At 41.2% G+C, this 23,712-nt stretch carries 17 protein-coding genes; 12 read left to right on the top strand and 5 right to left on the bottom strand.

All coding sequences use genetic code 11. The features are described from left to right. Positions 1–36: 36 nt before the first annotated feature. The 3 genes from nrdF to nrdH form a co-directional block, all read right to left on the bottom strand. Positions 37–996 (bottom strand): class 1b ribonucleoside-diphosphate reductase subunit beta, encoded by a 960-nt coding sequence (nrdF, locus tag L6410_RS06425; protein ID WP_024405195.1) that lies wholly within the window; start codon positions 994–996, stop codon positions 37–39. 719 nt (positions 997–1,715) lie between these two features. Further along, positions 1,716–3,875, bottom strand: a complete 2,160-nt coding sequence (gene nrdE, locus L6410_RS06420; protein WP_237395132.1) for a class 1b ribonucleoside-diphosphate reductase subunit alpha — start codon at positions 3,873–3,875, stop codon at positions 1,716–1,718. 42 nt (positions 3,876–3,917) lie between these two features. Continuing rightward, positions 3,918–4,136 carry a glutaredoxin-like protein NrdH gene (nrdH, locus tag L6410_RS06415; protein WP_237395131.1) on the bottom strand — a complete coding sequence of 73 codons (219 nt, stop codon included), beginning with the start codon at positions 4,134–4,136 and terminating at the stop codon, positions 3,918–3,920. A gap of 393 nt (positions 4,137–4,529) precedes the next feature. On the opposite strand from nrdH, the gene acnA reads away from it, so the two are divergent. The 6 genes from acnA (at position 4,530) to L6410_RS06385 (ending at position 13,255) form a co-directional block, all read left to right on the top strand. Then, positions 4,530–7,199 carry an aconitate hydratase AcnA gene (gene acnA / locus L6410_RS06410; protein ID WP_237395130.1) on the top strand — a complete coding sequence of 890 codons (2,670 nt, stop codon included), beginning with the start codon at positions 4,530–4,532 and terminating at the stop codon, positions 7,197–7,199. Continuing rightward, positions 7,196–8,314 carry a citrate synthase gene (locus L6410_RS06405; protein WP_024397331.1) on the top strand — a complete coding sequence of 373 codons (1,119 nt, stop codon included), beginning with the start codon at positions 7,196–7,198 and terminating at the stop codon, positions 8,312–8,314. Before acnA ends, L6410_RS06405 begins: the two co-directional genes overlap by 4 nt. A gap of 2 nt (positions 8,315–8,316) precedes the next feature. Continuing rightward, on the top strand, positions 8,317–9,498 hold the full coding sequence (gene icd / locus L6410_RS06400) for an NADP-dependent isocitrate dehydrogenase (protein ID WP_172006113.1): 1,182 nt from the start codon (positions 8,317–8,319) through the stop codon (positions 9,496–9,498). Positions 9,499–9,654: 156 nt separating this feature from the next. Further along, entirely contained in the window at positions 9,655–9,918 is a 264-nt protein-coding gene (locus tag L6410_RS06395; protein WP_024378446.1) for a phosphocarrier protein HPr, read from the top strand. A 3-nt stretch (positions 9,919–9,921) separates the two neighbouring features. Continuing rightward, a complete protein-coding gene (gene ptsP / locus L6410_RS06390; protein ID WP_024397329.1) occupies positions 9,922–11,655 on the top strand; it encodes a phosphoenolpyruvate--protein phosphotransferase in 1,734 nt (577 codons plus the stop codon). Between the two features lie 175 nt (positions 11,656–11,830). Further along, positions 11,831–13,255 (top strand): NADP-dependent glyceraldehyde-3-phosphate dehydrogenase, encoded by a 1,425-nt coding sequence (locus tag L6410_RS06385; protein WP_172024893.1) that lies wholly within the window; start codon positions 11,831–11,833, stop codon positions 13,253–13,255. A gap of 42 nt (positions 13,256–13,297) precedes the next feature. On the opposite strand, the gene L6410_RS06380 is transcribed toward L6410_RS06385, so the two are convergent. Continuing rightward, complete coding sequence (locus L6410_RS06380) at positions 13,298–14,785, bottom strand: DUF1846 domain-containing protein (protein WP_172024892.1); 1,488 nt, start codon at positions 14,783–14,785, stop codon at positions 13,298–13,300. Positions 14,786–15,127: 342 nt separating this feature from the next. Here L6410_RS06380 and rnc point away from each other — a divergent pair, with 342 nt between their 5' ends. The 6 genes from rnc (at position 15,128) to tnpA (ending at position 22,883) form a co-directional block, all read left to right on the top strand. Continuing rightward, positions 15,128–15,814, top strand: a complete 687-nt coding sequence (rnc, locus tag L6410_RS06375) for a ribonuclease III (protein ID WP_024397326.1) — start codon at positions 15,128–15,130, stop codon at positions 15,812–15,814. Positions 15,815–15,816: 2 nt separating this feature from the next. Then, positions 15,817–19,350 (top strand): chromosome segregation protein SMC, encoded by a 3,534-nt coding sequence (smc, locus tag L6410_RS06370; protein ID WP_237395129.1) that lies wholly within the window; start codon positions 15,817–15,819, stop codon positions 19,348–19,350. After that, positions 19,347–20,156, top strand: a complete 810-nt coding sequence (locus L6410_RS06365; RefSeq protein WP_032538276.1) for a Cof-type HAD-IIB family hydrolase — start codon at positions 19,347–19,349, stop codon at positions 20,154–20,156. The genes smc and L6410_RS06365 overlap by 4 nt, the downstream gene beginning before the upstream one ends. Next, positions 20,146–20,958: a Cof-type HAD-IIB family hydrolase gene (locus L6410_RS06360; RefSeq protein ID WP_237395128.1), complete on the top strand. Its 813-nt coding sequence runs from the start codon at positions 20,146–20,148 to the stop codon at positions 20,956–20,958. The genes L6410_RS06365 and L6410_RS06360 overlap by 11 nt, the downstream gene beginning before the upstream one ends. Positions 20,959–20,960: 2 nt before the next feature. Further along, positions 20,961–22,226 (top strand): signal recognition particle-docking protein FtsY, encoded by a 1,266-nt coding sequence (gene ftsY, locus L6410_RS06355; RefSeq protein ID WP_024397322.1) that lies wholly within the window; start codon positions 20,961–20,963, stop codon positions 22,224–22,226. A 192-nt stretch (positions 22,227–22,418) separates the two neighbouring features. After that, positions 22,419–22,883 (top strand): IS200/IS605-like element ISSsu4 family transposase, encoded by a 465-nt coding sequence (tnpA, locus tag L6410_RS06350; protein ID WP_029172398.1) that lies wholly within the window; start codon positions 22,419–22,421, stop codon positions 22,881–22,883. 144 nt (positions 22,884–23,027) lie between these two features. Here the strand turns inward: tnpA and L6410_RS06345 are convergent, their stop codons facing one another. Further along, a complete protein-coding gene (locus L6410_RS06345; protein WP_172090137.1) occupies positions 23,028–23,702 on the bottom strand; it encodes a DNA alkylation repair protein in 675 nt (224 codons plus the stop codon). Positions 23,703–23,712 lie beyond the last annotated feature (10 nt).

Here is a 23,712-nt window from a genome sequence, read left to right as displayed (position 1 = left end):
GCAGCTCAGATGAACTGCTTTTTTTTATGGATCTTTTTATAATCCATATAGATAATCATCATCTGTCATGGCTTCCACTTCGCCGAGCAAGTAGCCATTACCGACTTGTGAGAAGAAGTCGTGGTTAGATGTACCGGTTGAGATACCGTTCATGATGATTGGGTTTACATCATCTGCTGAATCAGGGAAGAGTGGATCTTGTCCCAAATTCATGAGGGCTTTATTGGCATTATAACGAAGGAAGGTTAAGACTTCCTCAGTCCACCCAACTGCATCATAGAGTGAACGAGTATAGCCCTCTTCATTTTCATAAAGTTGGTAAAGAAGGTCATACATCCAGTCGCGAAGTTTGTCTTGTTCTTCCTCGGACAATTCATTGAAACCAAGTTGGAATTTGTACCCAATATAAGTTCCATGAACAGACTCATCACGAATGATTAGTTTGATAATTTCTGCAACGTTGGCCAGTTTGTTGTTACCAAGATAGTAGAGCGGTGTAAAGAAACCAGAGTAGAATAGGAAGGTTTCTAGAAATACGCTGGCAACTTTCTTTTCAAGCGCCGTACCATTTTCATAAATTTCGTTAATGATTTTTGCCTTGCGCTGTAAGAATTCGTTGCTATCTGTCCATTCAAAAATTTCCTCAATTTCAGACTTGGTGTTCAAGGTTGAGAAGATAGAAGAGTAGGATTTCGCATGAACAGACTCCATGAATTGGATGTTGTTGTAGACAGCTTCCTCGTGCGGTGTGCGAATATCGTTGCGGAGAGCTTGAACACCTGTTTCAGATTGAAGGGTATCCAAGAGGGTCAATCCACCGAAGACTTTACCAACCAAGTCTTTTTCTTCCGCTGTGAGTTTACGCCAATCATCCAAGTCATTTGACAAGGGAATCCGCGTATCGAGCCAGAATTGCTCAGTCAATTTCTCCCATGTAGACTTGTCGATTACGTCCTCAATGGCGTTCCAGTTTATGGCTTTGTAATAGGTTTCCATCATGTTCTCTTTCTTTTTCTTGTATTTCTAATAGTATATCACAAGTAGATAGTAGCCTGTAAAAAAATCCCCCATAAGGGATTTTTAATTGAGCGCTCAATAGTTGCTTCACATCATGAACGACAGTGTCGTAAGGTAACTAGCCAATCCGCTCATAGCGGTTGGCGTAGATTAGCTAGTTGGCTTGCCAACAGCTAGACTTGTGAAAGTTACGACCTGAGAAAAGTCGTTCGAACTTAACGACTTTTCGAGGTAGTAAGCCACTTAGGTACTGACTATATGGTCAGTACCGTTCATTCATTAGATGCTTTAGCATCAATGAATGTTAGTGTCTTGAAATCGAGTTCGGGCTAAAGACTTGGCAAAAAAGATAAATCCCTTTGAGATGTAAGCCATCTCTGTGATCTTTCCTATTTTCTCATTTCCAACTTTCAACAGTCCCCCAGACTGTTGAAACGCACTCACGTCTTACGACACGTAGAAACTGAAGACGATATTTCTTCAGTTTCGAAGTTAGTAAGGTAGCTAGCCAATCCGCTCATAGCGGTTGGCGTAGATTAGCTAGTTGGCTTGCTAACAGCTAGACTTGTGAAAGTTACGACCTGAGAAAAGTCGTTCGAACTTAACGACTTTTCGAGGTAGTAAGCCACTTAGGTACTGACCATATAGTCAGTACCGTTCATTCGTTAGATGCTTTAGCATCAACGAATGTTAGTGTCTTAAATCACACAACTTTCACATTGGTTTGCGCCGACTTCTTCGCCGTCATCGGTAAAGGTACGGATGTAGTAGATAGACTTGATACCTTTGTTGAAGGCGTAGTTACGAAGGATAGAGAGGTCACGTGTGGTTTGCTTGTTTTCTTTCTTCCATTCATAAAGAGCTTTAGGTAGCTCGCTGCGTAGGAAAAGAGTGAGGGATAAACCTTGGTCAACGTGCTCTGTTGCAGCAGCGTAGACATCAATGACCTTACGCATATCCATATCGTAGGCAGACTTGTAGAATGGAATGGTTTCTGTTGCCAAGCCAGCTGCTGGATAGTAGATTTTACCGATTTTCTTTTCTTGACGTTCTTCAATCCGTTGTGTGATTGGGTGAATAGAAGCAGAGACGTCATTGATATAGGAAATAGATCCGTTTGGTGCAACAGCTAGGCGGTTTTGATGGTAAAGACCATCTGCCATGACTTTCTCACGGAGGTCAGCCCAATCTTGTCCGCTTGGAATAAAGATGCCTTCAAAAAGTTCTTTAACACGCTCGGATTGTGGTTGGTAGTCTCCAGTTACATATTTATCGAAATAAGTGCTGTCTGCGTATTTTGATTTTTCAAAGTTATGGAAGGTTTCTTTTCGTTCCCGAGCGATGTTATTTGATTCTACCAAAGTCCAGTAGTTGAGGAGCATGAAGTAGATGTTGGTAAATTCTACGGCAGTTTTTGAACCGTAATCAATCAAGTTCTGAGCCAAGTAAGAATGAAGTCCCATAGCTCCAAGACCGATTGAATGCGCCTGACTGTTTCCTGCTTCAATAGATGGTACAGCTGAGATGTGTGAATGATCTGTGACATAAGTCAAAGCGCGTGTCATTGTACGAACAGAACGTCCAAAATCAGGTGACTTCATCAAGTTAACGATATTAGTTGAACCAAGGTTACATGAAACGTCAGTACCCATGGTCAAGTATTCTTGAGAATCGTTTAGAACACTTGGTGTTTGGACCTGAAGGATTTCCGAACAAAGGTTGGACATGATAATCTTGCCGTCAACAGGGTTGCTACGGTTAGCTGTATCGATGTTGATAACGTATGGATAGCCAGACTCTTGTTGGAGTTTGGAAATTTCTGTTTCCAAGTCACGTGCCTTGATTTTTGTCTTACGAATACGAGGGTTCGCCACCAATTCATCGTATTTCTCAGTAATATCTAGGTAGCTGTAAGGGACACCGTATTCCAACTCAACTGAGTATGGGCTGAAGAGGTACATGTCTTCGTTTTTACGTGCCAATTCGTAGAATTTATCAGGAACTGTGATACCCAGTGATAAGGTCTTCACGCGAACTTTCTCGTCGGCATTTTCTTTCTTAGTCGAAAGGAAGGAAATAATATCTGGGTGGAAAACATCAAGATAAACGACACCAGCCCCTTGGCGTTGTCCAAGCTGGTTAGAATAGGAGAAGCTGTCTTCGAAGAGTTTCATAACAGGTACAACCCCAGAAGCTGCCCCCTCATAGCCCTTGATTGGAGCACCAGCCTCACGCAAGTTACTAAGAGAGATACCGACACCTCCACCGATACGGGACAATTGCAGAGCAGAGTTGATAGAACGTCCGATCGAGTTCATATCGTCTGTGACTTGAATCAAGAAACAAGATACTAACTCACCACGGCGAGCACGACCTGCGTTGAGGAAAGACGGTGTTGCCGGCTGGTAACGAAGATGAATCATTTCGTTGGCCAGGTTTAGTGCTAATTCTTCGTTGCCCTCAGCAAAATACAAGGCGTTGAAGAGAACGCGATCTTCCATGCTCTCCAAGTAGTAGGCACCGTCGTTGGTTTTAAGGGCATACTGGTTATAGAACTTGTAGGCTGCCATGAAAGACTTGAAGCGGAAATCTTGGTCTTTCAAGAATTGATCAATTTTGATGATAAATTCTGGACTGTATTGGTCCAAAAACTCTTTTTCAAGGTAATTTTCTTCTAATAGATAAGCAATCTTGTCTAAAATACTATCAAATTGCTTGGTATTTGGGAGGACGTTTTCTTTAAAGAAGGCCTTAACCGCTTCTTGGTCCTTGTGGAGTGGGATTTGCCCATTGACAGGACGGTTGATTTCGTTATTTAAACGGAAGTAGGACACATCGCCTAGCTCTTTTAAACTCATAGTCGCAATCTCTTTCTTAATTATAGTAGGGTAGATTAGGAATTAAACCAAGGCTTTTAATTTACCTGGTTGGAAACCAGAAAAGACATCATTATCCGTTTCAATAACAGGTGCTGCTGAGAAACCGAGACCTTTTACGTGATCGATAAATTCAGGCTGTTCATCTAGATTGATTTCATTATATTTCACCTGGTGTTGGTCCAAGAATTTTTTGGTCATTTTACATTGAACACAATCATTTTTTGAATAGATAGTTACCATTCAGTTTCTCCTTTGTCTCTCAAGGATAAAAATATCCCATTTTTGTTACCAATCTAGGATACAAAATTTTGAAGTTAAAGTCAAGGAGCTTGTCTGAATAAATCACTAAATATTGTGCAATATATTTATCGACAACACCAAATATAGTATGTGTACAAGCCAAAACCTCTTTCTAATATTGATTTTTGGTAGGGTTTTCAATGGTTGCGCTTGATGTATAATAGTAGGTGCAGGACAAAAAATAAAGAGTATATTAGAATCAGATACGGTTGATATGATTATTAAATAGTAGGCAATATGTCACATGATGTAACACGTTTGGTTAGGTATTGATTGAATAAATATTACAATCTATACTATACTAAATAATAATGTTGAAAGAGGGCAGAGCCGATGAGTCTATCGTATAAAAAACGCTTACTTCATAATGAGAAAGAATACTCTTACTATGCATTGAATTCGGTTGCAACCGAAAATGGTGTGGATATTCATACACTTCCATATACCATCCGAATTTTATTGGAAAGTCTTCTTCGTAAGGAAGACGGAGTTGATGTTACTAAAAATCACATTTTAGATTTATTACATTATCAGGCTTCTTCACCATCTGGAGAAGTCCCTTTTAAACCTAGTCGTGTCATTTTACAAGACTTCACTGGTGTACCTGTAGTGGTTGACCTTGCATCCATGCGAGACGCTGTTGTCAAGGCTGGTGGAAGCCCAGACTTGATAAATCCAGAAATTCCTGTCGATTTGGTCATTGACCATTCTGTTCAAGTTGACTTTTTCGGGACAGATCAGGCGCTTGAGCAAAATATCGCCTTAGAATTTGAACGAAATAATGAGCGCTATGAGTTTCTCAAGTGGGCTGAAAATTCATTTGAAAACTACCGTGCTGTACCGCCTGCAACAGGGATTATTCATCAGGTAAATATTGAATTTCTAAGTGACGTTATCATTAATAAGGATGGTTTACTTTATCCAGACTCTATGTTTGGTACTGACAGCCACACAACTATGATCAATGGTATTGGTGTACTTGGTTGGGGTGTCGGTGGTATTGAGGCGGAAGCAGCAATGTTGGGTGAAGCATCTTATTTTCCAATTCCAGAGGTGATTGGAGTTCACTTGACTGGACAGTTACCGAAAGTAGCTACTGCAACGGACTTGGCTTTGAAAGTGACACAGTTGCTTCGTCAAGAAAATGTTGTTGGAAAATTTGTTGAATTTTTTGGACCTGGCTTGTCCTCCCTTGCTCTTGCAGATCGTGCAACAGTCTCAAATATGGCTCCTGAATATGGTGCAACCTGTGGATATTTCCCAATTGATTCTGAAACCCTCAATTACATGCGATTGACCAACCGCACAGAGGAGCAAATTGAATTAACAGAAGCATATGCAAAAGCAAATCACTTATTCTATGATAGCACAGCTATTCCAACCTATACCAAGGTACTTGAATTAGATTTGTCTACGATTGTTCCATCCATTTCTGGTCCGAAAAGACCACAAGATTTGATTGAATTGTCTAATGCTAAAAATGAGTTCCAAGCAAGTGTAACACGTGAAGTTGGTGTTCGTGGATTTGGTTTGGAGAAAGAAGAATTAGATAAGATAGCCACGGTTAAATATGCAGATGGCGACGAACTGATTCAAACAGGACATGTTGCGATTGCAGCGATTACCTCTTGTACCAATACTTCGAACCCATATGTTCTATTGGCGGCTGGTTTATTAGCTAAAAATGCAGTTGAAAAAGGTTTGACTGTTGCGAAGACTGTCAAAACGTCCTTGGCGCCAGGTTCAAAAGTTGTAACAGGCTATTTGAAAAATTCAGGTTTACAGACCTATTTGGATGCTTTAGGGTTCAATTTGGTTGGTTATGGCTGTACAACTTGTATTGGTAACTCAGGTGATTTACGACCTGAAGTAGCAGAAGCCATTAAAGATGAAGATTTATTAGTTTCAGCAGTATTATCTGGGAACCGTAACTTTGAAGGACGGATCAACCCACTTGTGAAAGCCAATTTCTTAGCGAGTCCACCACTTGTTGTTGCCTATGCTATTGCGGGTAATATGAATGTTGATTTGACAAGAGACCCACTTGGATATGATAAGGATGATCAGCCAGTCTATCTAGCAGATATTATGCCAAGTCGTGAAGAAGTTGACGCATACATTGACCAATACGTTACGCGTGATCTCTTTAAACAAGAATACCAGCAAGTTTTTACAGATAGTCAAGCATGGAATGCAATTGAAACAAAGACAGATAAGAATTATGCTTGGAATCCATCTTCTACCTACATTCAAAATCCGCCATATTTTGACAACATGAAGGAAGATTTATCGATAAAACCACTGGAAAACTTATCTGTTTTGGCTAAATTTGGAGATACAGTGACAACAGACCATATTTCGCCAGCTGGGAATATTGCCCGTCTAAGTCCTGCTGCACGATACCTAGAGGAAAATGGAATTTCTTACGCGGATTTCAACTCTTACGGAAGTCGACGTGGTAACCATGAGGTCATGATGCGTGGTACGTTTGCAAATATTCGTATAAAAAATGAACTCGCAGATGGGAAAATTGGTGGATGGACCACATATGAGGGAGAAATTCTTCCTATCTATGATGCAGCCATGAAATATAAGGCTGCTGGTATCGGTAGTATCGTCATTGCTGGTAAAGATTATGGTATGGGTTCTAGCCGTGACTGGGCAGCGAAAGGTTCAAACTTGCTTGGTGTGAAAGCTGTTCTTGCTGAATCATTTGAGCGAATTCACCGTTCAAACTTGGTCATGATGGGCGTTCTACCTCTTCAATTTTTGGATGGTGAAACAGCGGAAAGTCTTGGTTTAACTGGACATGAACACTATACGATTGATTTACCAGAAGATGTACAAGTTGGACAAGTTGTTACCGTCCATGCAAATTCTGAAAAAGGTTCAAAAGAATTTCAAGCTCTTGTGCGTTTCGACGCAGAAGCGGATATTCGTTATTACCGCCATGGTGGTATTTTACCAATGGTGGTAAGAAAAAAACTGGGGGGAAACGTATGACAGAAACAAATGGGTTAAAAGATGCGATTGCCTGCGATACGCGAATCAGCGCAATTGAAGATGATCGCTTGTCTTATGCAGGATACGATATCGCAGAGTTAATGGATAATAATGTTTCCTTTGAAGAGGTCATTTATCTACTGTGGAATTTGCATTTACCAACTCAAATTGAATTGAATTATTTTGAGAAAAAGTTGCGTGAGGAGTATGCAATTTCTGACGCTGTTGAACAATGTATTTTGATTCAATCTCGTCGGCACTTGCATCCGATGAGTGTGCTACGTTCAACTGTGTCCCTCTTAGGAGTTTATAATGTACATGCTGAAGAAAATTCCTTAGAGGCTTTGTATGATCAATCTATTCAAATTATGGCAAAGGTTCCAACTATCATTGCAACATTTGCTCGTTTGAGAAGAGGATTGGTTCCAATTGAACCGCGTTCAGACTTGGGATTTGCTGCCAATTTCCTTTATATGTTAAATGGTGAAGAACCTTCTGAATTGCAAGTGAAAGCATTTAGTAAAGCACTTGTTTTGCATGCTGATCATGAATTGAATGCATCAACCTTTGCTGCGCGTGTCACTGCATCAACTTTAACGGATTTGTATTCTTGTGTCACAACTGCGATAGGGACTTTAAAAGGGTCTTTGCATGGTGGTGCAAACGAGCGTGTATTTGACATGCTCTTAGCGATTCGTGAAAGCGGAGATACGGAAGGATACTTGCAGAAAAAGTTGGATTCAAAAGAGAAAATCATGGGATTTGGTCACCGTGTTTATAAAACTGTGGACCCTCGTCAACAATATTTGAAAGAAATGGCGCGTGATTTGACACTTGGAACTGATGATGAGGCATTTTATCAGTTGTCAGAGGAAGTAGAGAATTTTATTAAACACAAAAAAGGGTTGATTCCCAATGTCGACTTTTACTCCGCGACTGTCTACCATGTATTGGGAATTGATAGCGACATTTTCACTCTCATTTTTGCAATGAGTAGGATGGCAGGTTGGATTGCTCATGTTCAAGAGCAACGGAAGAATAATAAGTTAATCCGTCCGCGTTCTTCCTATATTGGTAGCAGAAATCTAAAATATATCCCTATTGGAAAGAGGTAAGTATGGCAGAGAAGATTACACTTGAGAATGGTCAACTCATCGTTCCTGATCAACCGATTATTCCTTATATCGAAGGAGATGGAGTTGGTCAAGATATCTGGCCAGCGGCTCAAAAAGTTATTGATGCAGCAATTGAAAAAGCATACAATGGTCAGCGTTCTATTCAGTGGAAAGAAGTTTTGGCGGGTGAGAAAGCTCACGCTTTAACCGGGACGTCTTTACCTGATGAGACTTTGAAAACGATTCGTGAGCATTTGTTGGCCATCAAGGGACCTTTGGGTACACCTGTTGGAAAAGGTCACCGGTCACTGAACGTCGCATTGCGTCAGGAACTAGATTTGTTTGCTTGTGTTCGTCCAGTTCGGTATTTTCAAGGGGTTCCAAGTCCATTAAAACATCCAGAAAAAACCGATATTACAATTTTTCGTGAAAACACAGAGGATATCTATGCAGGAATCGAATGGGATGCTGGTACAGAAGAGGTTGCAACTGTCATTTCATTTCTTCAGGAGAAGATGGGAGTGGCTAAAATCCGTTTCCCAGAGTCATCAAGTATCGGTATAAAGCCCATTTCTGAAGAGGGAAGTAAACGCCTCATTCGTTCTGCTATTGAATATGCACTAAAACACCAATTAAAAACAGTAACCTTAGTACACAAAGGGAATATTCAAAAATTTACAGAAGGTGGATTCCGAAAATGGGGTTATGAATTAGCTCAAGAGGAATTTTCGAATGAGCTAGAAAATGGTTCATTGGTTATCAATGATATTATTGCGGATAACTTCTTACAACAGATTTTATTGGCACCTGAAAAATTTGATGTTGTGGCCTTGACCAACCTGAATGGAGACTATGCATCAGATGCTTTAGCTGCTCAGGTTGGAGGGATCGGCATTTCTCCTGGAGCCAACATTAATTATCAGACAGGTCATGCAATTTTTGAAGCGACACATGGAACTGCTCCAGATATTGCAGGTCAGAATAAGGCAAATCCTAGTTCAGTTCTCCTGTCTGCTTGTATGATGTTAGAGTATATGGGATGGAATGAAGCTGCTGAGAGAATTATTGTTGCTCTAGAACAGGCTATTTTCCATCAACAAGTGACGATTGATTTTGCCAGTGCATTAGGTGTTGAAAGCCTGTCAACTAGCCAATTTGCTGAAGCACTTATCGCTCGTATTTAATAGAAAGGAACTCACCATTCGGTGGGTTTTTCGGCTTGAAAAACTGAAAGAACGATAAAAAAATCTTGAAAATGATTTCAAAAAATGATATAATGCTCTTTGTAAGGGTTATCACATTGACTCGAAATAATTGTAAAAATAAAGGAGAAACCAACTATGGCTTCAAAAGACTTCCACATTGTGGCAGAAACAGGTATCCACGCACGTCCAGCTACTTTGCTTGTGCAAACAGCTAGCAAATTCGCTTCAGACATCACTTTGAACTACAAAGACAAATCTGTAAACCTTAAATCAATCATGGGTGTAATGAGTCTTGGTGTTGGTCAAGGCGCTGATGTAACTATTTCAGCTGAAGGTGCAGATGCTGACGATGCAATTGCAGCTATCACTGAAACAATGGAAAAAGAAGGATTGGCGTAAAACATGACAGAAATGCTTAAAGGAATTGCAGCATCAGATGGTGTTGCCGTTGCTAAGGCATATCTACTCGTTCAACCAGATTTGTCCTTTGAAACTGTTACAGTTGAAGATACAAATGCAGAGGAAGCTCGTTTGGATGCTGCTCTAGAAGCATCTCAAAACGAGCTTTCTGTTATTCGTGAGAATGCAGTAGCTAGCCTTGGTGAAGAAGCCGCAGCAGTATTTGACGCTCACTTGATGGTTCTTTCTGATCCTGAAATGATTGGTCAAATCAAAGAAACGATTCGTGCTAAGAAAACAAATGCTGAAACTGGTTTGAAAGAAGTTACAGATATGTTCATCGCGATTTTTGAAGGTATGGAAGACAACCCATACATGCAAGAACGTGCAGCAGATATCCGTGACGTAGCAAAACGTGTCTTGGCGCATTTGCTTGGTGTTCGTTTACCTAACCCTGCAGCGATTGATGAAGAATCGATTGTGATTGCACATGACTTGACACCTTCAGATACAGCACAATTGAACAAACAATTTGTAAAAGCCTTTGTAACAAACATTGGTGGTCGTACAAGTCACTCAGCTATCATGGCTCGTACACTTGAAATTGCTGCTGTATTAGGTACTAACAACATTACAGAAATTGTTAAAGATGGCGATGTCCTCGCTGTTAACGGTATCACAGGCGATGTTGTTATCAACCCTACAGAAGATGTCATTGCAGAATTCAAAGCAGCTGGTGAAGCGTATGCTAAGCAAAAAGCTGAATGGGCTTTATTAAAAGACGCTCAAACAGTGACAGCAGATGGTAAACACTTCGAGTTGGCAGCTAACATCGGTACGCCAAAAGATGTAGAAGGTGTAAACGATAATGGTGCTGAGGCAGTTGGTCTTTACCGTACAGAATTCTTGTACATGGATTCTCAAGACTTCCCAACTGAAGATGAGCAATACGAAGCTTACAAAGCAGTACTTGAAGGTATGAATGGTAAGCCAGTTGTGGTTCGCACAATGGATATTGGTGGTGATAAGGAACTTCCTTACTTCGACCTTCCACATGAAATGAACCCATTCCTTGGTTTCCGTGCTCTTCGTATCTCAATCTCTGAGACTGGTAACCAAATGTTCCGTACTCAGTTGCGTGCCCTTCTTCGTTCATCAGTTCATGGTAAACTTCGTATCATGTTCCCGATGGTTGCTTTGTTAACAGAATTCCGTGCAGCAAAAGCAATTCTTGAAGAAGAAAAAGCAAACTTGTTGGCAGAAGGTGTAGCAGTTGCAGATGATATCCAAGTGGGTATCATGATTGAAATCCCTGCTGCTGCAATGCTTGCAGATCAATTTGCTAAAGAAGTTGATTTCTTCTCAATTGGTACAAATGACTTGATCCAATACACTATGGCTGCAGACCGTATGAACGAGCAAGTTTCATACCTCTATCAACCATATAACCCTTCAATCCTTCGTTTGATTAATAATGTTATCAAAGCTGCTCATGCAGAAGGTAAATGGGCTGGTATGTGTGGTGAGATGGCTGGTGACCAACAAGCTGTTCCGCTTCTTGTAGGTATGGGCTTGGATGAATTCTCTATGAGCGCAACTTCTGTACTTCGTACACGTAGCCTTATGAAGAAACTTGACACAGCTAAAATGGAAGAATATGCTCACCGTGCTTTGACAGAATGTGCAACGGCAGAAGAAGTTCTTGAACTTCAAAAAGAGTATGTTGATTTCGAATAATCATTAAAAGAGTAAATAATCATCTGACATTGTTGGAGTTGTCAGATGGTTATTGGCTCTTTTTTTCTATGTTTTTGCACCAAAATCCGAAAGAATATTGGAAATTTTCAAAAAATTCTTGTAAATAATTTCTGGCTATGTTACAATGTTCACATTATCCAGAAGGAGGGAAGAAATGAAGCAGTATCAGAATTATATTGATGGGAAATGGGTTGATTCCGAAAAGAAAATAACCATTTATTCGCCCATTAATCAAGAAGAGTTGGGGAATGTTCCTGCCATGTCACAGGAAGAAGTCGACAAAGCTATGGAAGCAGCAAGAAAGGCTTTGCCAGCTTGGCGTGCTTTATCTGCATACGAACGTGCCCAATATTTGCACCGAGCTGCGGATATTTTAGAAGAACGCAAAGAAAGTATTGGTGAAATTCTTGCAAAAGAGGTAGCAAAAGGAATAAAAGCTTCGATTGGTGAAGTCGATCGCTCCGCGCATTTAATTCATTTCGCTGCTGAAGAAGGTCTGCGTGTTTATGGTGCCTCTTTAGAAGGGGGAACGTATGAACCTGCTGCAAAATCAAAAATATCCTTGATTCGTCGTGAGCCTGTTGGTGTTGTCCTAGCTATTGCACCATATAATTATCCTGTCAACTTGTCAGCCTCTAAAATTGCTCCGGCGCTTATCGGTGGGAACGTAGTGATGTTTAAACCACCAACACAAGGATCGATTTCGGGCTTGCTTTTGGCTCAAGCTTTTGCTGATGCAGGTATTCCAGCTGGTGTTTTCAATACAATAACAGGTCGTGGATCAGAAATTGGTGACTATATTATTGAACATCCTGAAGTGAATTTTATCAATTTCACAGGTTCGACACCAATTGGTCAAAAAGTTGGGAAATTAGCTGGTATTCGTCCAATTATGCTTGAGTTGGGTGGTAAGGATGCAGCTGTTGTCTTAAGCGATGCGGATTTGGATCATGCAGCGAAGGAAATCGTTAGTGGGGCCTTTAGTTATTCTGGTCAACGTTGTACTGCTATTAAGCGAGTATTAGTTGTAAATGAAGTTGCAGACAAATTGGCTGAGAAGCTTCAGGCTGAAGTTGAAAAATTAACGGTAGGGGATCCATTTGAAAATAAGGATATTACGCCTGTCATTGATGAACAGTCTGCTGTCTTTATCGAAGGTTTGGTACAGGATGCACAAGCAAAAGGGGCAGTGGAGTTAACTCCCTACAAACGTGAGAAAAATCTAATTTGGCCAACCTTGTTGGATCAGGTCACTCCTGAGATGGACATTGCTTGGGAAGAGCCGTTCGGTCCTGTGCTTCCAATTATTCGCGTATCATCTATTGAAGAAGCACTTGAGTTATGTAATCAATCAGAATATGGTTTGCAGTCATCTATATTTACGAAAAACTACCCATTAGCCTTTGAATTTGCTTCAAAATTGGAGGTCGGTACTGTGCATATTAATGCTAAAACGCAACGTGGGCCCGATAATTTCCCATTCCTAGGGATTAAAGGCTCTGGTGCGGGAGTCCAAGGTATTAAATATAGTATTGAAGCCATGACTAAGGTAAAATCTGTTGTGTTTGATATACAATAAGAAAAAGGAAGTTTCCAATTAATGGATACTTCCTTTTTTCGGTTATTTTGCTTGATAAAATTTATTGTGTTGGTAAATTGGATCAAATGTTAAATTGATTCCAAGCTTACGAAGGACACTCTTGTCTTCATCTGACAGGATAACGGTTGAGTGGGCTTCGCTACCATTTAATTGGCCCAATTCTTTCATGGCACTTGCTGCAATTGGGCTATCTTGTGCGGTAATCGCCAATGCGTTGAGTATTTCGCTGGCATCCAGTCTTGTATTGGTTTTATCGAGGTAATCTGTTTTCAATTGCTGGATTGGGCGTATGTAGGTTGGTTCGATTAAGAGGGTTTCATCTTCAATTGCCGCAATTTGTTTGATGGCGTTTAAGAGGACAGATGCAGTTGGTTTAAGGAGGTCGGATGTTTTACCTGTTACAATCTCTCCAGTAGGCAACTGAATAGCAAGGGCTGGGCTAGTTGTCAGCTCTGCTTTTTCGCGCGCAGCGATAACAACCTTTCGATCTGCTGGTGTCACACCGACTTCATTCATGAGGAGTTCGATTTTCTTCACGGCCTGCTCGCTAACCCGCTCTGCCTTGAAATCAACCAAGGTCTGGTAGTAGCGGCGGATAATTTCTTGCTTAGATGCTTCGATTGCAGCTTCTTCATTGATGATGGAATAACCTACCATGTTGACACCCATATCTGTCGGAGATGCGTATGGTGATTTACTCAAAATACGTTCAAAGGTACGGTTGAGGACAGGGAAGACTTCGATGTCACGGTTGTAGTTGACCGCAGTTTTGCCATAAGTTTGAAGGTGGAAAGGATCAATCATGTTGAGGTCGTCCAGGTCGGCAGTTGCTGCTTCATAGGCTAAGTTTACCGGATGGTGAAGTGGTAAGTTCCACACTGGGAAGGTTTCAAACTTAGCATAGCCTGATGTAACGCCATGCAGTTGGTCGTGGTAAAGTTGGGAGATACAAGTCGCCAATTTACCTGAACCAGGTCCAGGTGCGGTGACAACGACGAGATTGCGACTAGTTTCGATGTAGTCATTTTTGCCCATCCCCTCTTGTGAGATGATGTGGTCAATGTCAGAAGGATAGCCCTTGATTGGGTAGTGGAGATAGGACTTGATACCATATTTTTCCAACTGTTTGCGGAAGGCATCTGCGGCTGGTTGGTTACGGTATTGGGTAATGACGACAGAACCAACATAAATATCAATATCATTGAAGGTATCAATCAAGCGGAAGACTTCTTGGTCATAAGAAATACCCAAGTCGCCACGTGCCTTAGAATGTTCGATGTTGCTTGCATTGATGGCGATGACGATTTCTACTTGATCTTTTAACTCTTGGAGAAGTTTGATTTTATTATCAGGTTCATAGCCAGGAAGTACACGGGCTGCATGGAAATCTTCCAACATTTTCCCACCAAATTCCATATACAATTTGCCTTCAAACTGAGCTATGCGCTCTAAAATATGATCACGTTGTAAATTCAAATACTTATTTGAATCAAATGCGATTTTCTTCATCCAATAAGTCCTCCAAATGTGTATTAATCTCTGGGAAAAACAAAAAATAGCTCCCTAAAACTAGGGAGCTTTTTCTCCGACCTCTTAAAAGAGGTGCCCGAACAATACTATAACAAACTGTGCTTCGCTTGTCAAGGAAAAGTCTGAGTAAAACACGCCGTACGTATGAAGCGTGACGTTGTATCTAAGCTAATTCAAATATCTATAGCTGGTCTATAGCTTAGTAGGAAATGAGGCTGAGATAGGAAGAGTGGTCGAAAATATGGTATAATATTGGGACGGAGGGTGAAAAAATCTCCTGTTTATCAATTGCTTTGAGTTTGTATAGAAAGGAGCAAATAGATGAAAGATTTACATGCAAAATTATTGACTGATTTTGGGATTAATTTTTCAGATTTGAATTTATTAGAAACGGCTTTTACCCATACTTCCTACGCTAATGAGCATCGCCTTCTAAAAATTTCACATAATGAGCGCTTGGAATTTTTAGGAGACGCTGTACTCCAGTTGATGATTTCTAAATACCTCTACCAGAAGTATCCCAATAAGCCTGAAGGAGAAATGTCTAAATTGCGTTCTACCTTTGTTCGTGAGGAGTCATTGGCTGGTTTTTCTCGAGCCTGTGGCTTTGATCGGTTTCTTCGCCTTGGGAAAGGGGAAGAAAAGTCCGGAGGACGGAATCGTGATACCATTTTAGGAGATGCTTTCGAGGCTTTTTTAGGAGCTCTGCTATTGGACAAGGGAGAAAAGACCGTAGAGGAGTTCATCCATCAAGTCATGATTCCTCGTCTGGAAGAGGGGAACTTTGAAAGGGTAACGGACTATAAAACAGCCTTACAGGAAATCCTACAGGTTAATGGGGAAATTGTCATTTCTTACCAGGTTGTAGCGGAAACTGGTCCAGCACACGATAAGACTTTTGAAGTGGAAGTGTCTGCGGATCAGCGTGTGATTGGCCGTGGTCGTGGTCGCTCTAAGAAATTAGCTGAACAAGCCGCCGCAAAAAATGCTGTGGAGGCTAGAGGATAAGTATGTATCTTAAATCGATTGAAATGCAGGGCTTTAAGTCCTTTGCGGATAAGACCAAAGTCGTCTTTGACCGTGGAGTGACGGCTGTTGTAGGACCAAATGGTTCTGGAAAGTCCAATATCACTGAAAGTCTGCGTTGGGCCTTGGGCGAGTCGTCTGCTAAAAGCCTACGTGGAGGCAAGATGCCTGATGTTATCTTTGCAGGAACGGAAAATCGTAAGCCACTCAATTTTGCTTCTGTCGTGGTAACCCTAGATAATAGCTCAGGCTTTATTGCAAATAAAAACAAGGAAATTAAAGTCGAGCGTCATATTTATCGTTCTGGTGATAGTGAGTACTTGATTGATGGGCAAAAGGTTCGTCTGCGAGATATTCATGATCTTTTCATGGATACGGGCTTAGGAAGAGATTCATTTTCTATCATTTCACAAGGGCGGGTTGAAGCAATTTTCAATTCCAAACCTGAGGAACGCCGTGCAATTTTTGAAGAGGCTGCAGGTGTTTTAAAATATAAAACTCGTAAAAAGGAAACAGAAAGTAAGCTGGCTCAAGCCCAAGGAAATTTGGATCGCTTGGACGATATTATCTACGAATTGGATAATCAGGTCAAGCCATTGGAGAAACAGGCACAAACTGCTAAGAAATTTCTAGAATTAGATGGTCAACGTAAGGAATTATACTTAGATGTTTTGGTGGCTCAGTTGTCGCTTGGTAAGGAAAAGTTATCGGAAAAAGAAGCCGAACTAGAATCTGTCAAAACTGAATTGACTAGTTACTACAAACAGCGTTCAGAGCTAGAGCAAGAAAACCAATCTTTAAAAGAGAAGCGCCACCGCTTGTCAGTACAATTGGACCGCGAACAGGCTGTTTTATTGGATGTGACCAAGTTAATCAGTGATTTGGAGCGAAAAATTGAGGTCCATAAACTGGAATCTAGTCAAAACGAATCAAGTCGTCAAGAAGCGCAGGCGCGTTTGGAAAACTTGTTGAATCGACGAGAGCAGTTGGAAGAACAAATTAAACAAAAGCAGGGTGTTCTTGAGCAATTAGAGAATTCATTGTCTAGTTTGAAAGAAGATATTGCTGCGGTAGACAAAGAAATTTCCTACTTTTCAGAAGATCCTGATCAAGTTTTAGACCATCTGCGTGAACAGTACGTGGCTCTGATGCAAGAAGAGGCAGAAGCTTCAAACCGTCTGACCAAGATTCAGCAGGATATTGCCAATCAAATCAGTCTTTCTGAGAGTAAATCTGAAGACTTGGCACGCCTGCAGACGGAAAAACAAACAGCTCAAGAAGAACTTGAAAAGAGTCGGAAAAGTTTAGAAGAAGCTGATCACGTGTTACGCCAGCTACTTGAGCGCTATCAGACCAAAAAATCAGAATTGGATCAAGTTCAGGCTACTTATCAGTCTGAACAAGGTCGTTTGTTTGATTTGTTGGATCTGTTGAAAGGCAAACAGGCTCGCCAGTCTAGTTTGGAAGCTATTTTGAAAAATCACTCCAATTTTTACGCGGGGGTTAAGGCTGTCTTACAGGAGGCACCTAGCTTAGGAGGAATTATTGGAGCAGTCAGTGAACAATTGACCTTTGATACTCGTTACCAAACGGCTTTGGAAATTGCTCTTGGTGGTGCTAGTCAAAACGTCATTGTTGAAGATGAAACGACTGCTAAACGTGCTATCACATTTTTGAAAGAAAAACGGCAAGGACGGGCAACCTTCTTACCTCTGACAACGATCAAGCCACGACAGCTTTCTGGACAGCAAATCTCTTTACTAGAATCTTCCGATGGATTTTTGGGTTTAGCGAGTGATTTGGTGACTTATCAGCCAAATTTAGATGCGATTTTCCAAAATTTGCTAGGCACTATCGCGATTTTTGATACCATTGACCATGCCAATCAGGCAGCGCGGGCAACCAAGTTTCAAGTGCGTATGGTGACCATGGATGGAGCGGAAATCCGTCCTGGTGGAGCCTTTGCTGGTGGTAGCAATCGAAATAACAGCACGACCTTTATCAAACCAGAACTCGATGCTCTTTTAGGAGAAATAGCAGAGCTGTCCAGCCAGTTGCAGGAGCAAGAAAGCTTGGTTGCAGCTAAGAAAACTAGCTTAGACCAGACCAGAGAAGCCTTGGAAACGATTAAGGCTGAGGGGGAAGAAGCTAGATTGAACCAGCAGAGCGCAAGGATTCATCAGGAACAGGCAGAAAATAGACTGGCTCAGCTATCAGCTCAATATGACCTGCAAATGAGTCAGGTTAGTCCGACCATTTTGACTGAGCTAGAAGAAGAAGCTACTAAGGAAGAAGCGAACGTCCAAGCCTTGAATGAGAAAAAACAAGCCTTGGATCAACAAATCAATCAAGTTCGTGATAATCGCGATAGTATTCAAGAAAGCTTGCAGAAACTACAGACTCAGAAGGGGCAACTAACTTTGGTACAGGCTGAAGCGACCAGTCAACTGCGTTTTGAACAGACAGATCTGAGACGTTTGCAAGAAGAAAAAGCAACTACCGAAAAGGATATTGCTATCCTTGAAGATTTGATCAATCAGAAAGTAGTGGCTTTAGAAGATACGACTATAGAGATACTGGAAGAGCAGTTGCAGGCGGCATCTGATAAGCAAAACCAGACCAATCAGATACTAATTCGCTTAAAGTTTGAATTGGAAGATATTGATGGGCAGTTTGAAGACTTGGAAGAAAGATTGCAACAAGCTCGGACTAAGAATGATGATTTGATTCGTAAGCAGGCTAAGTTAGAGGCGGATTGTGAGCAAGCGGGCGATACATTACGGACTTTACTTGGTAATTTGACCGAGCATTTTAAATTAAGTTTTGAAGCCGCCCAGTCTCAGGCCAAGGCAGTTGAAAACCTTGCTAGTGCCGAACAAAATCTTAAGAACTTGGAAAGAGCCATTCGATCTTTGGGCCCAGTCAATTTGGATGCTATTGAGCAGTATGACGAAGTCAATAATCGTCTAACCTTCCTCAATGAGCAACGGATGGATATTTTGTCAGCGCGTGATCTTCTTCTTGATACCATTCATGAGATGGATGATGAGGTGAAAGAACGCTTTAAAGTCACATTTGAAGCTATTCGTGAAAGTTTCAAGCAAACTTTCAAACAAATGTTTGGCGGTGGTTCAGCTGATTTGATTTTGACAGAGAATGATATTTTGACTGCAGGTGTTGAAATATCTGTTCAGCCTCCGGGTAAGAAAATCCAATCGCTCAACCTCATGTCCGGTGGCGAAAAGGCTCTTTCGGCCCTCGCTCTGCTATTTTCCATTATCCGAGTGAAGACCATTCCGTTTGTGATACTGGACGAGGTGGAGGCTGCCTTGGATGAGGCCAATGTCAAACGCTTCGGAGACTATCTCAATCGCTTTGATAAAGAAAGTCAGTTTATTGTTGTGACACACCGAAAGGGCACAATGGCTGCAGCGGATGCCATTTATGGGGTAACCATGCAGGAATCTGGCGTATCAAAGATTGTATCTGTCAAATTGAAGGATGTGGAGAAATTATGATAAAAAAGATTTATGCCAGTGATATGGATGGTACGTTTTTACGTGAGGATCATAACTTTGATAAAAAAAGTTTCCGAAGGATTCTGGATCAGTTTAAGAAAAAAGACTATTTATTTGTGGCAGCAAGCGGGAGATCTTTGCAGAGTCTAAAGTTAGTTTTTGAAGAATTTGCAGATGAAATCGGGTTTGTTGCTGAAAATGGTTCTATTGTTGAGTATCAAGGTCAGATGATTTTTCTGGATGAACCGATTCATCCAGAAGTTTACTTGCCTATTATTGCTGGAATTGATGCTGGTCCTTATGGAAGTAGTCGTTCCATGGTTTTGTCTGGACTCGAAAACTTTTATTTGTTAAAAAATGCTGAGCCTCAGTTTTTAGGAGCAATGACAAATTATTATGCTCATTTTCAATTGGTGGACTCGTTTGAAGATGTCCAGGAAAAAATAATAAAAATTAATGCCAAATTTACCCCAGATGAGATGGACCAAGCAAGATTGTGGCTCAATCAGACCTTTGAAGGTGTGACAGCCATGACAACAGGTTTTGACAATATTGATATTATTCCTAATGGTTCAAATAAATCAGTTGGTTTGAGTCATTTGTGCAGTCATTTTGGAATTACAGGACGAGATGTAGTTGCCTTTGGGGATAATCAAAATGATTTGGATATGTTGGACTTCGCAGGTCTTGCCATTGCAACAGAAAATGCAAGAGAAGAAGTGAAGGCTCTAGCTGATCAGATTATTGGTCATTGCAATGATGGAGCTGTACTGGCTTATTTAGAGGAGGAAGTATATGGCAATTAAATTGATTGCACTAGATTTGGATGGAACTCTTCTGACGTCGGATAAACGAATTTCAGAAGCCAATAAGCAGGCCTTGTTAGCAGCTCGGCAACAAGGTGCTTATGTTGTCTTAACAACAGGACGGCCTTTACAAGCTATTGGTGCCTTTTTGGAAGAATTAGACCTCTTAGGTGAAAATCAATATTCCATTACCTTTAATGGTGGATTGGTACAAGAAAATACAGGGCGCATTTTAGATAAAACTGGCTTCAGCATTGATGATGTTCGTGCAATTCGACAAGTAACCAATCAATTGGACCTACCTCTGGATGTCTTGTATGGAGGAGATGTTTACTCATTACCAGCAGTCAATGAATCTCTGTATCTAACAGCCAATCCTTTGTTGAATAAAATTGATGTGACAGATGAAGAGATGCCAGAAGATTTTGTCTATAATAAGGCGGTGATAGCTGTAGCAGCTGATTTTCTGGATGGACAAATTCCAAAAATTCCTAGAGAATTGTACGATCGTTTTGAAATTTTCAAGTCGCGTGACATGCTGTTAGAATGGAGTCCAAAAGGAGTCCATAAGGCAAATGGATTGGCAAAATTGATTGGGCATTTGGGAATTGATCAATCAGAAGTGATGGCCTGTGGTGATGAAGGTAACGATCTTTCGATGATCGAATGGGCTGGTTTAGGTGTTGCAATGGCTAATGCAACAGACGAAATTAAGTCTGCTGCAAACCTTGTTTTACCAAAAACAAACGATGAAGATGGCATTGCCTGGGCTATCCAACAGTATGTATTAAATGAGGACTAAGTATGGGATTATTTGATCGATTATTTGGACAAGAATCGCAGGAAGAAAAACAAGTTGAAGTTGGTGAAGAAGTTGGAACGCACCAGACTGCTGAAAATGAACAAGTGGCTGTGGTTGCAACCGATTCTGATGATAGTTCATCTGAAGTTGGAGAAGCTGTACCCTTGACTGCTGAACAAGAAGCGCAAAAACAACGGACACTTGACATGATGGCCCAGTATTATGCGGCCAAAGAAGCAGCTGCTGCCCGCATGAAAGAGGCGCAAGAAAAAGGTTTTGATCCTGCTATTCAGACAAAACCAAAAGAAGAACCTGTTCAAGAAATTGTACAAGAAGTACAGGAGAGTGAGCAAGACAAGTACCAGCGGACTTTGAAGAAAACAAGAACTGGATTCGGCGCAAGGCTCAATGAATTCTTTGCCAATTTCCGTTCAGTAGATGAGGAATTTTTCGAGGAGTTAGAAGAATTGTTGATTTTGTCAGACGTTGGTGTGCAAGTAGCTTCGACTCTGACTGAGGAGCTCCGCTATGAGGCTAAATTGCAAAATGCCAAAAAGACAGAGGAGCTCCGTCGTGTCATCATTGAAAAATTGGTGGATATTTATGAAAAGGATGGTCAGTTTAGTGAGCAGATCAATTTCCAAGACGATTTGACAGTCATGCTCTTTGTCGGTGTCAATGGTGTTGGGAAGACGACTTCTATCGGTAAGTTGGCTTACAAATACAAGCAGGCTGGCAAGAAGGTCATGCTGGTTGCGGCGGACACCTTCCGTGCGGGGGCGGTAGCCCAGCTGGTCGAGTGGGGGCGCCGTGTTAATGTGCCTGTAGTCACAGGACCTGAAAAATCAGATCCAGCTAGTGTGGTCTTTGACGGTGTCCAACGTGCCGTGGTAGAAGGCGTAGATATTCTCATGATTGATACAGCTGGTCGCCTGCAAAATAAAGATAACCTCATGGCAGAGCTGGAAAAAATTGGTCGCATCATCAAACGGACTCTTCCTGATGCACCGCATGAAACCCTCTTAGCCTTGGATGCTTCCACAGGTCAAAACGCTCTCAGTCAAGCTAAGGAATTTGCAAAAATTACCCCATTGACAGGCTTGGTCTTGACCAAACTGGACGGTACAGCAAAGGGTGGTGTAGTCCTTGCCATCCGTCAGGAGTTGGATATTCCTGTTAAACTGATTGGTTTCGGTGAGAAAATCGATGATATAGGTGAGTTCAAATCCGAAGAGTTCATGCGTGGGCTCTTAGAAGGATTGGTATAGAATGAAAAAAGTAGTTAACTGAGACAGTTAGCTACTTTTGTATTATGTGACTTTTAGTCCGTCACGCTCCGTAAGGTGCGTGACAAATAAACCACCCGCTATGCGGGTGCGCGACGAAGGTTATACCAAAAAAACTCCAAACGCGATACAATAAAGGTGTTCAAGCCAATTGTAAAGCGAGAGGAGAAAAGTATGGCGCAAAAGGCACATAGTTTATCACATACAAAGTGGTTGTGTAAGTACCACATTGTCTTCACACCTAAGTATAGACGAAAAATCATCTATAATCAATATCGAAGTAGTTTGGGAGAAATATTCCGGCGTTTGTGTAGTTATAAGGGCGTAGAAATTATCGAAGGACATCTGATGCCGGATCATGTTCATATGTTAGTCAGTATTCCTCCGAGATTAAGTGTATCAAGCTTTATGGGTTATTTAAAAGGTAAGAGTGCTCTTATGATGTTTGATAAACACGCCAATCTCAAATATAAATTTGGCAATCGTCATTTCTGGGCAGAGGGATATTATGTAAGTACAGTTGGACTTAATGAAGCCACAATTAAGAAATATATACAAGAACAGGAAAAACATGATATAGCACTTGATAAGTTAAGTGTAAAAGAGTATGAAGATCCCTTTAGGGATAATGGCAAGTAGTACGAATGCCTCTTTAAGAGGCAAGTGACGAGTCAAAAGCAGTGAGGCTTGAACAAAGTGAAAGCCAGCGTCTTTAGGCGCTGGCTGGTGATGTGGGCTTATAGCCCTTGTTCAAACCACCCGTTTGACGGGTGGTCATGATTTTCATTTTTTCCGCAATAAAGCTTCTATCCAGTCAGGTGCATAGGCTGAAGTACAACCTTTGGCAACTTTCATTTCAGAATATACTCCTAATTTCTGTCCGATTGCCCGCCCTTTTTCCAGATAGTCAGGATATGTAACTGCGATTTCTACCAAGCACTGGTTCATGGTCCACTGGATCAGTGGATCCGCAGTTTGTAAATGTTCATTGATATAAGTAAGTGTTTGTTCAATTTCTTGGTCTGTAGCGGTTTTTCCAGCAAAGTATTTGGCATGAAGGAACCAACCAACTCGTTGAAAAATAGCTTGGTCTTGGGTGAGTAAGTATTTTTCCCAGTCTTTGCTATCCTTGCGTTTACTAAGAATAAGGGAGGCAAATTTATCAAGAACATTGTGGGAGACTTGTTCACTAATACTACTTTTTAGGTCAGAAGCCACAAGTTGGTCTGGCTTGTTTTTGACAATTTGAATGGCTAGATATTGAGCTTCAAGAATGCCGGTTTGCCAAAGCGGTACAAAGAGATCGGATTGATTTATGTAAGTCTTTGCGATTTTTGAGAGGGCTCCCATTGGTACACCATAATATGGCTTTGTCTCACCAATTTTATCATAGCGTTTGAGAGTTCCAGCATGGCTGGCTTCCTCGAGTTGGCTCAGAATTGTGTTTATTTCAGTCATTAGAATATTT

The sequence above is a fragment of the Streptococcus parasuis genome (genome assembly GCF_021654455.1).
Classification (GTDB): Bacteria; Bacillota; Bacilli; order Lactobacillales; family Streptococcaceae; genus Streptococcus; species Streptococcus parasuis.
This window is presented reverse-complemented; position numbering and strand designations above follow the sequence as displayed.

Coding starts and splice junctions, on each gene's coding strand:
- nrdF (WP_024405195.1), bottom strand. CDS start 996: ATGGAAACCTATTACAAAGCCATAAACTGGAACGCCATTGAGGACGTA.
- nrdE (WP_237395132.1), bottom strand. CDS start 3,875: ATGAGTTTAAAAGAGCTAGGCGATGTGTCCTACTTCCGTTTAAATAAC.
- nrdH (WP_237395131.1), bottom strand. CDS start 4,136: ATGGTAACTATCTATTCAAAAAATGATTGTGTTCAATGTAAAATGACC.
- acnA (WP_237395130.1), top strand. CDS start 4,530: ATGAGTCTATCGTATAAAAAACGCTTACTTCATAATGAGAAAGAATAC.
- L6410_RS06405 (WP_024397331.1), top strand. CDS start 7,196: ATGACAGAAACAAATGGGTTAAAAGATGCGATTGCCTGCGATACGCGA.
- icd (WP_172006113.1), top strand. CDS start 8,317: ATGGCAGAGAAGATTACACTTGAGAATGGTCAACTCATCGTTCCTGAT.
- L6410_RS06395 (WP_024378446.1), top strand. CDS start 9,655: ATGGCTTCAAAAGACTTCCACATTGTGGCAGAAACAGGTATCCACGCA.
- ptsP (WP_024397329.1), top strand. CDS start 9,922: ATGACAGAAATGCTTAAAGGAATTGCAGCATCAGATGGTGTTGCCGTT.
- L6410_RS06385 (WP_172024893.1), top strand. CDS start 11,831: ATGAAGCAGTATCAGAATTATATTGATGGGAAATGGGTTGATTCCGAA.
- L6410_RS06380 (WP_172024892.1), bottom strand. CDS start 14,785: ATGAAGAAAATCGCATTTGATTCAAATAAGTATTTGAATTTACAACGT.
- rnc (WP_024397326.1), top strand. CDS start 15,128: ATGAAAGATTTACATGCAAAATTATTGACTGATTTTGGGATTAATTTT.
- smc (WP_237395129.1), top strand. CDS start 15,817: ATGTATCTTAAATCGATTGAAATGCAGGGCTTTAAGTCCTTTGCGGAT.
- L6410_RS06365 (WP_032538276.1), top strand. CDS start 19,347: ATGATAAAAAAGATTTATGCCAGTGATATGGATGGTACGTTTTTACGT.
- L6410_RS06360 (WP_237395128.1), top strand. CDS start 20,146: ATGGCAATTAAATTGATTGCACTAGATTTGGATGGAACTCTTCTGACG.
- ftsY (WP_024397322.1), top strand. CDS start 20,961: ATGGGATTATTTGATCGATTATTTGGACAAGAATCGCAGGAAGAAAAA.
- tnpA (WP_029172398.1), top strand. CDS start 22,419: ATGGCGCAAAAGGCACATAGTTTATCACATACAAAGTGGTTGTGTAAG.
- L6410_RS06345 (WP_172090137.1), bottom strand. CDS start 23,702: ATGACTGAAATAAACACAATTCTGAGCCAACTCGAGGAAGCCAGCCAT.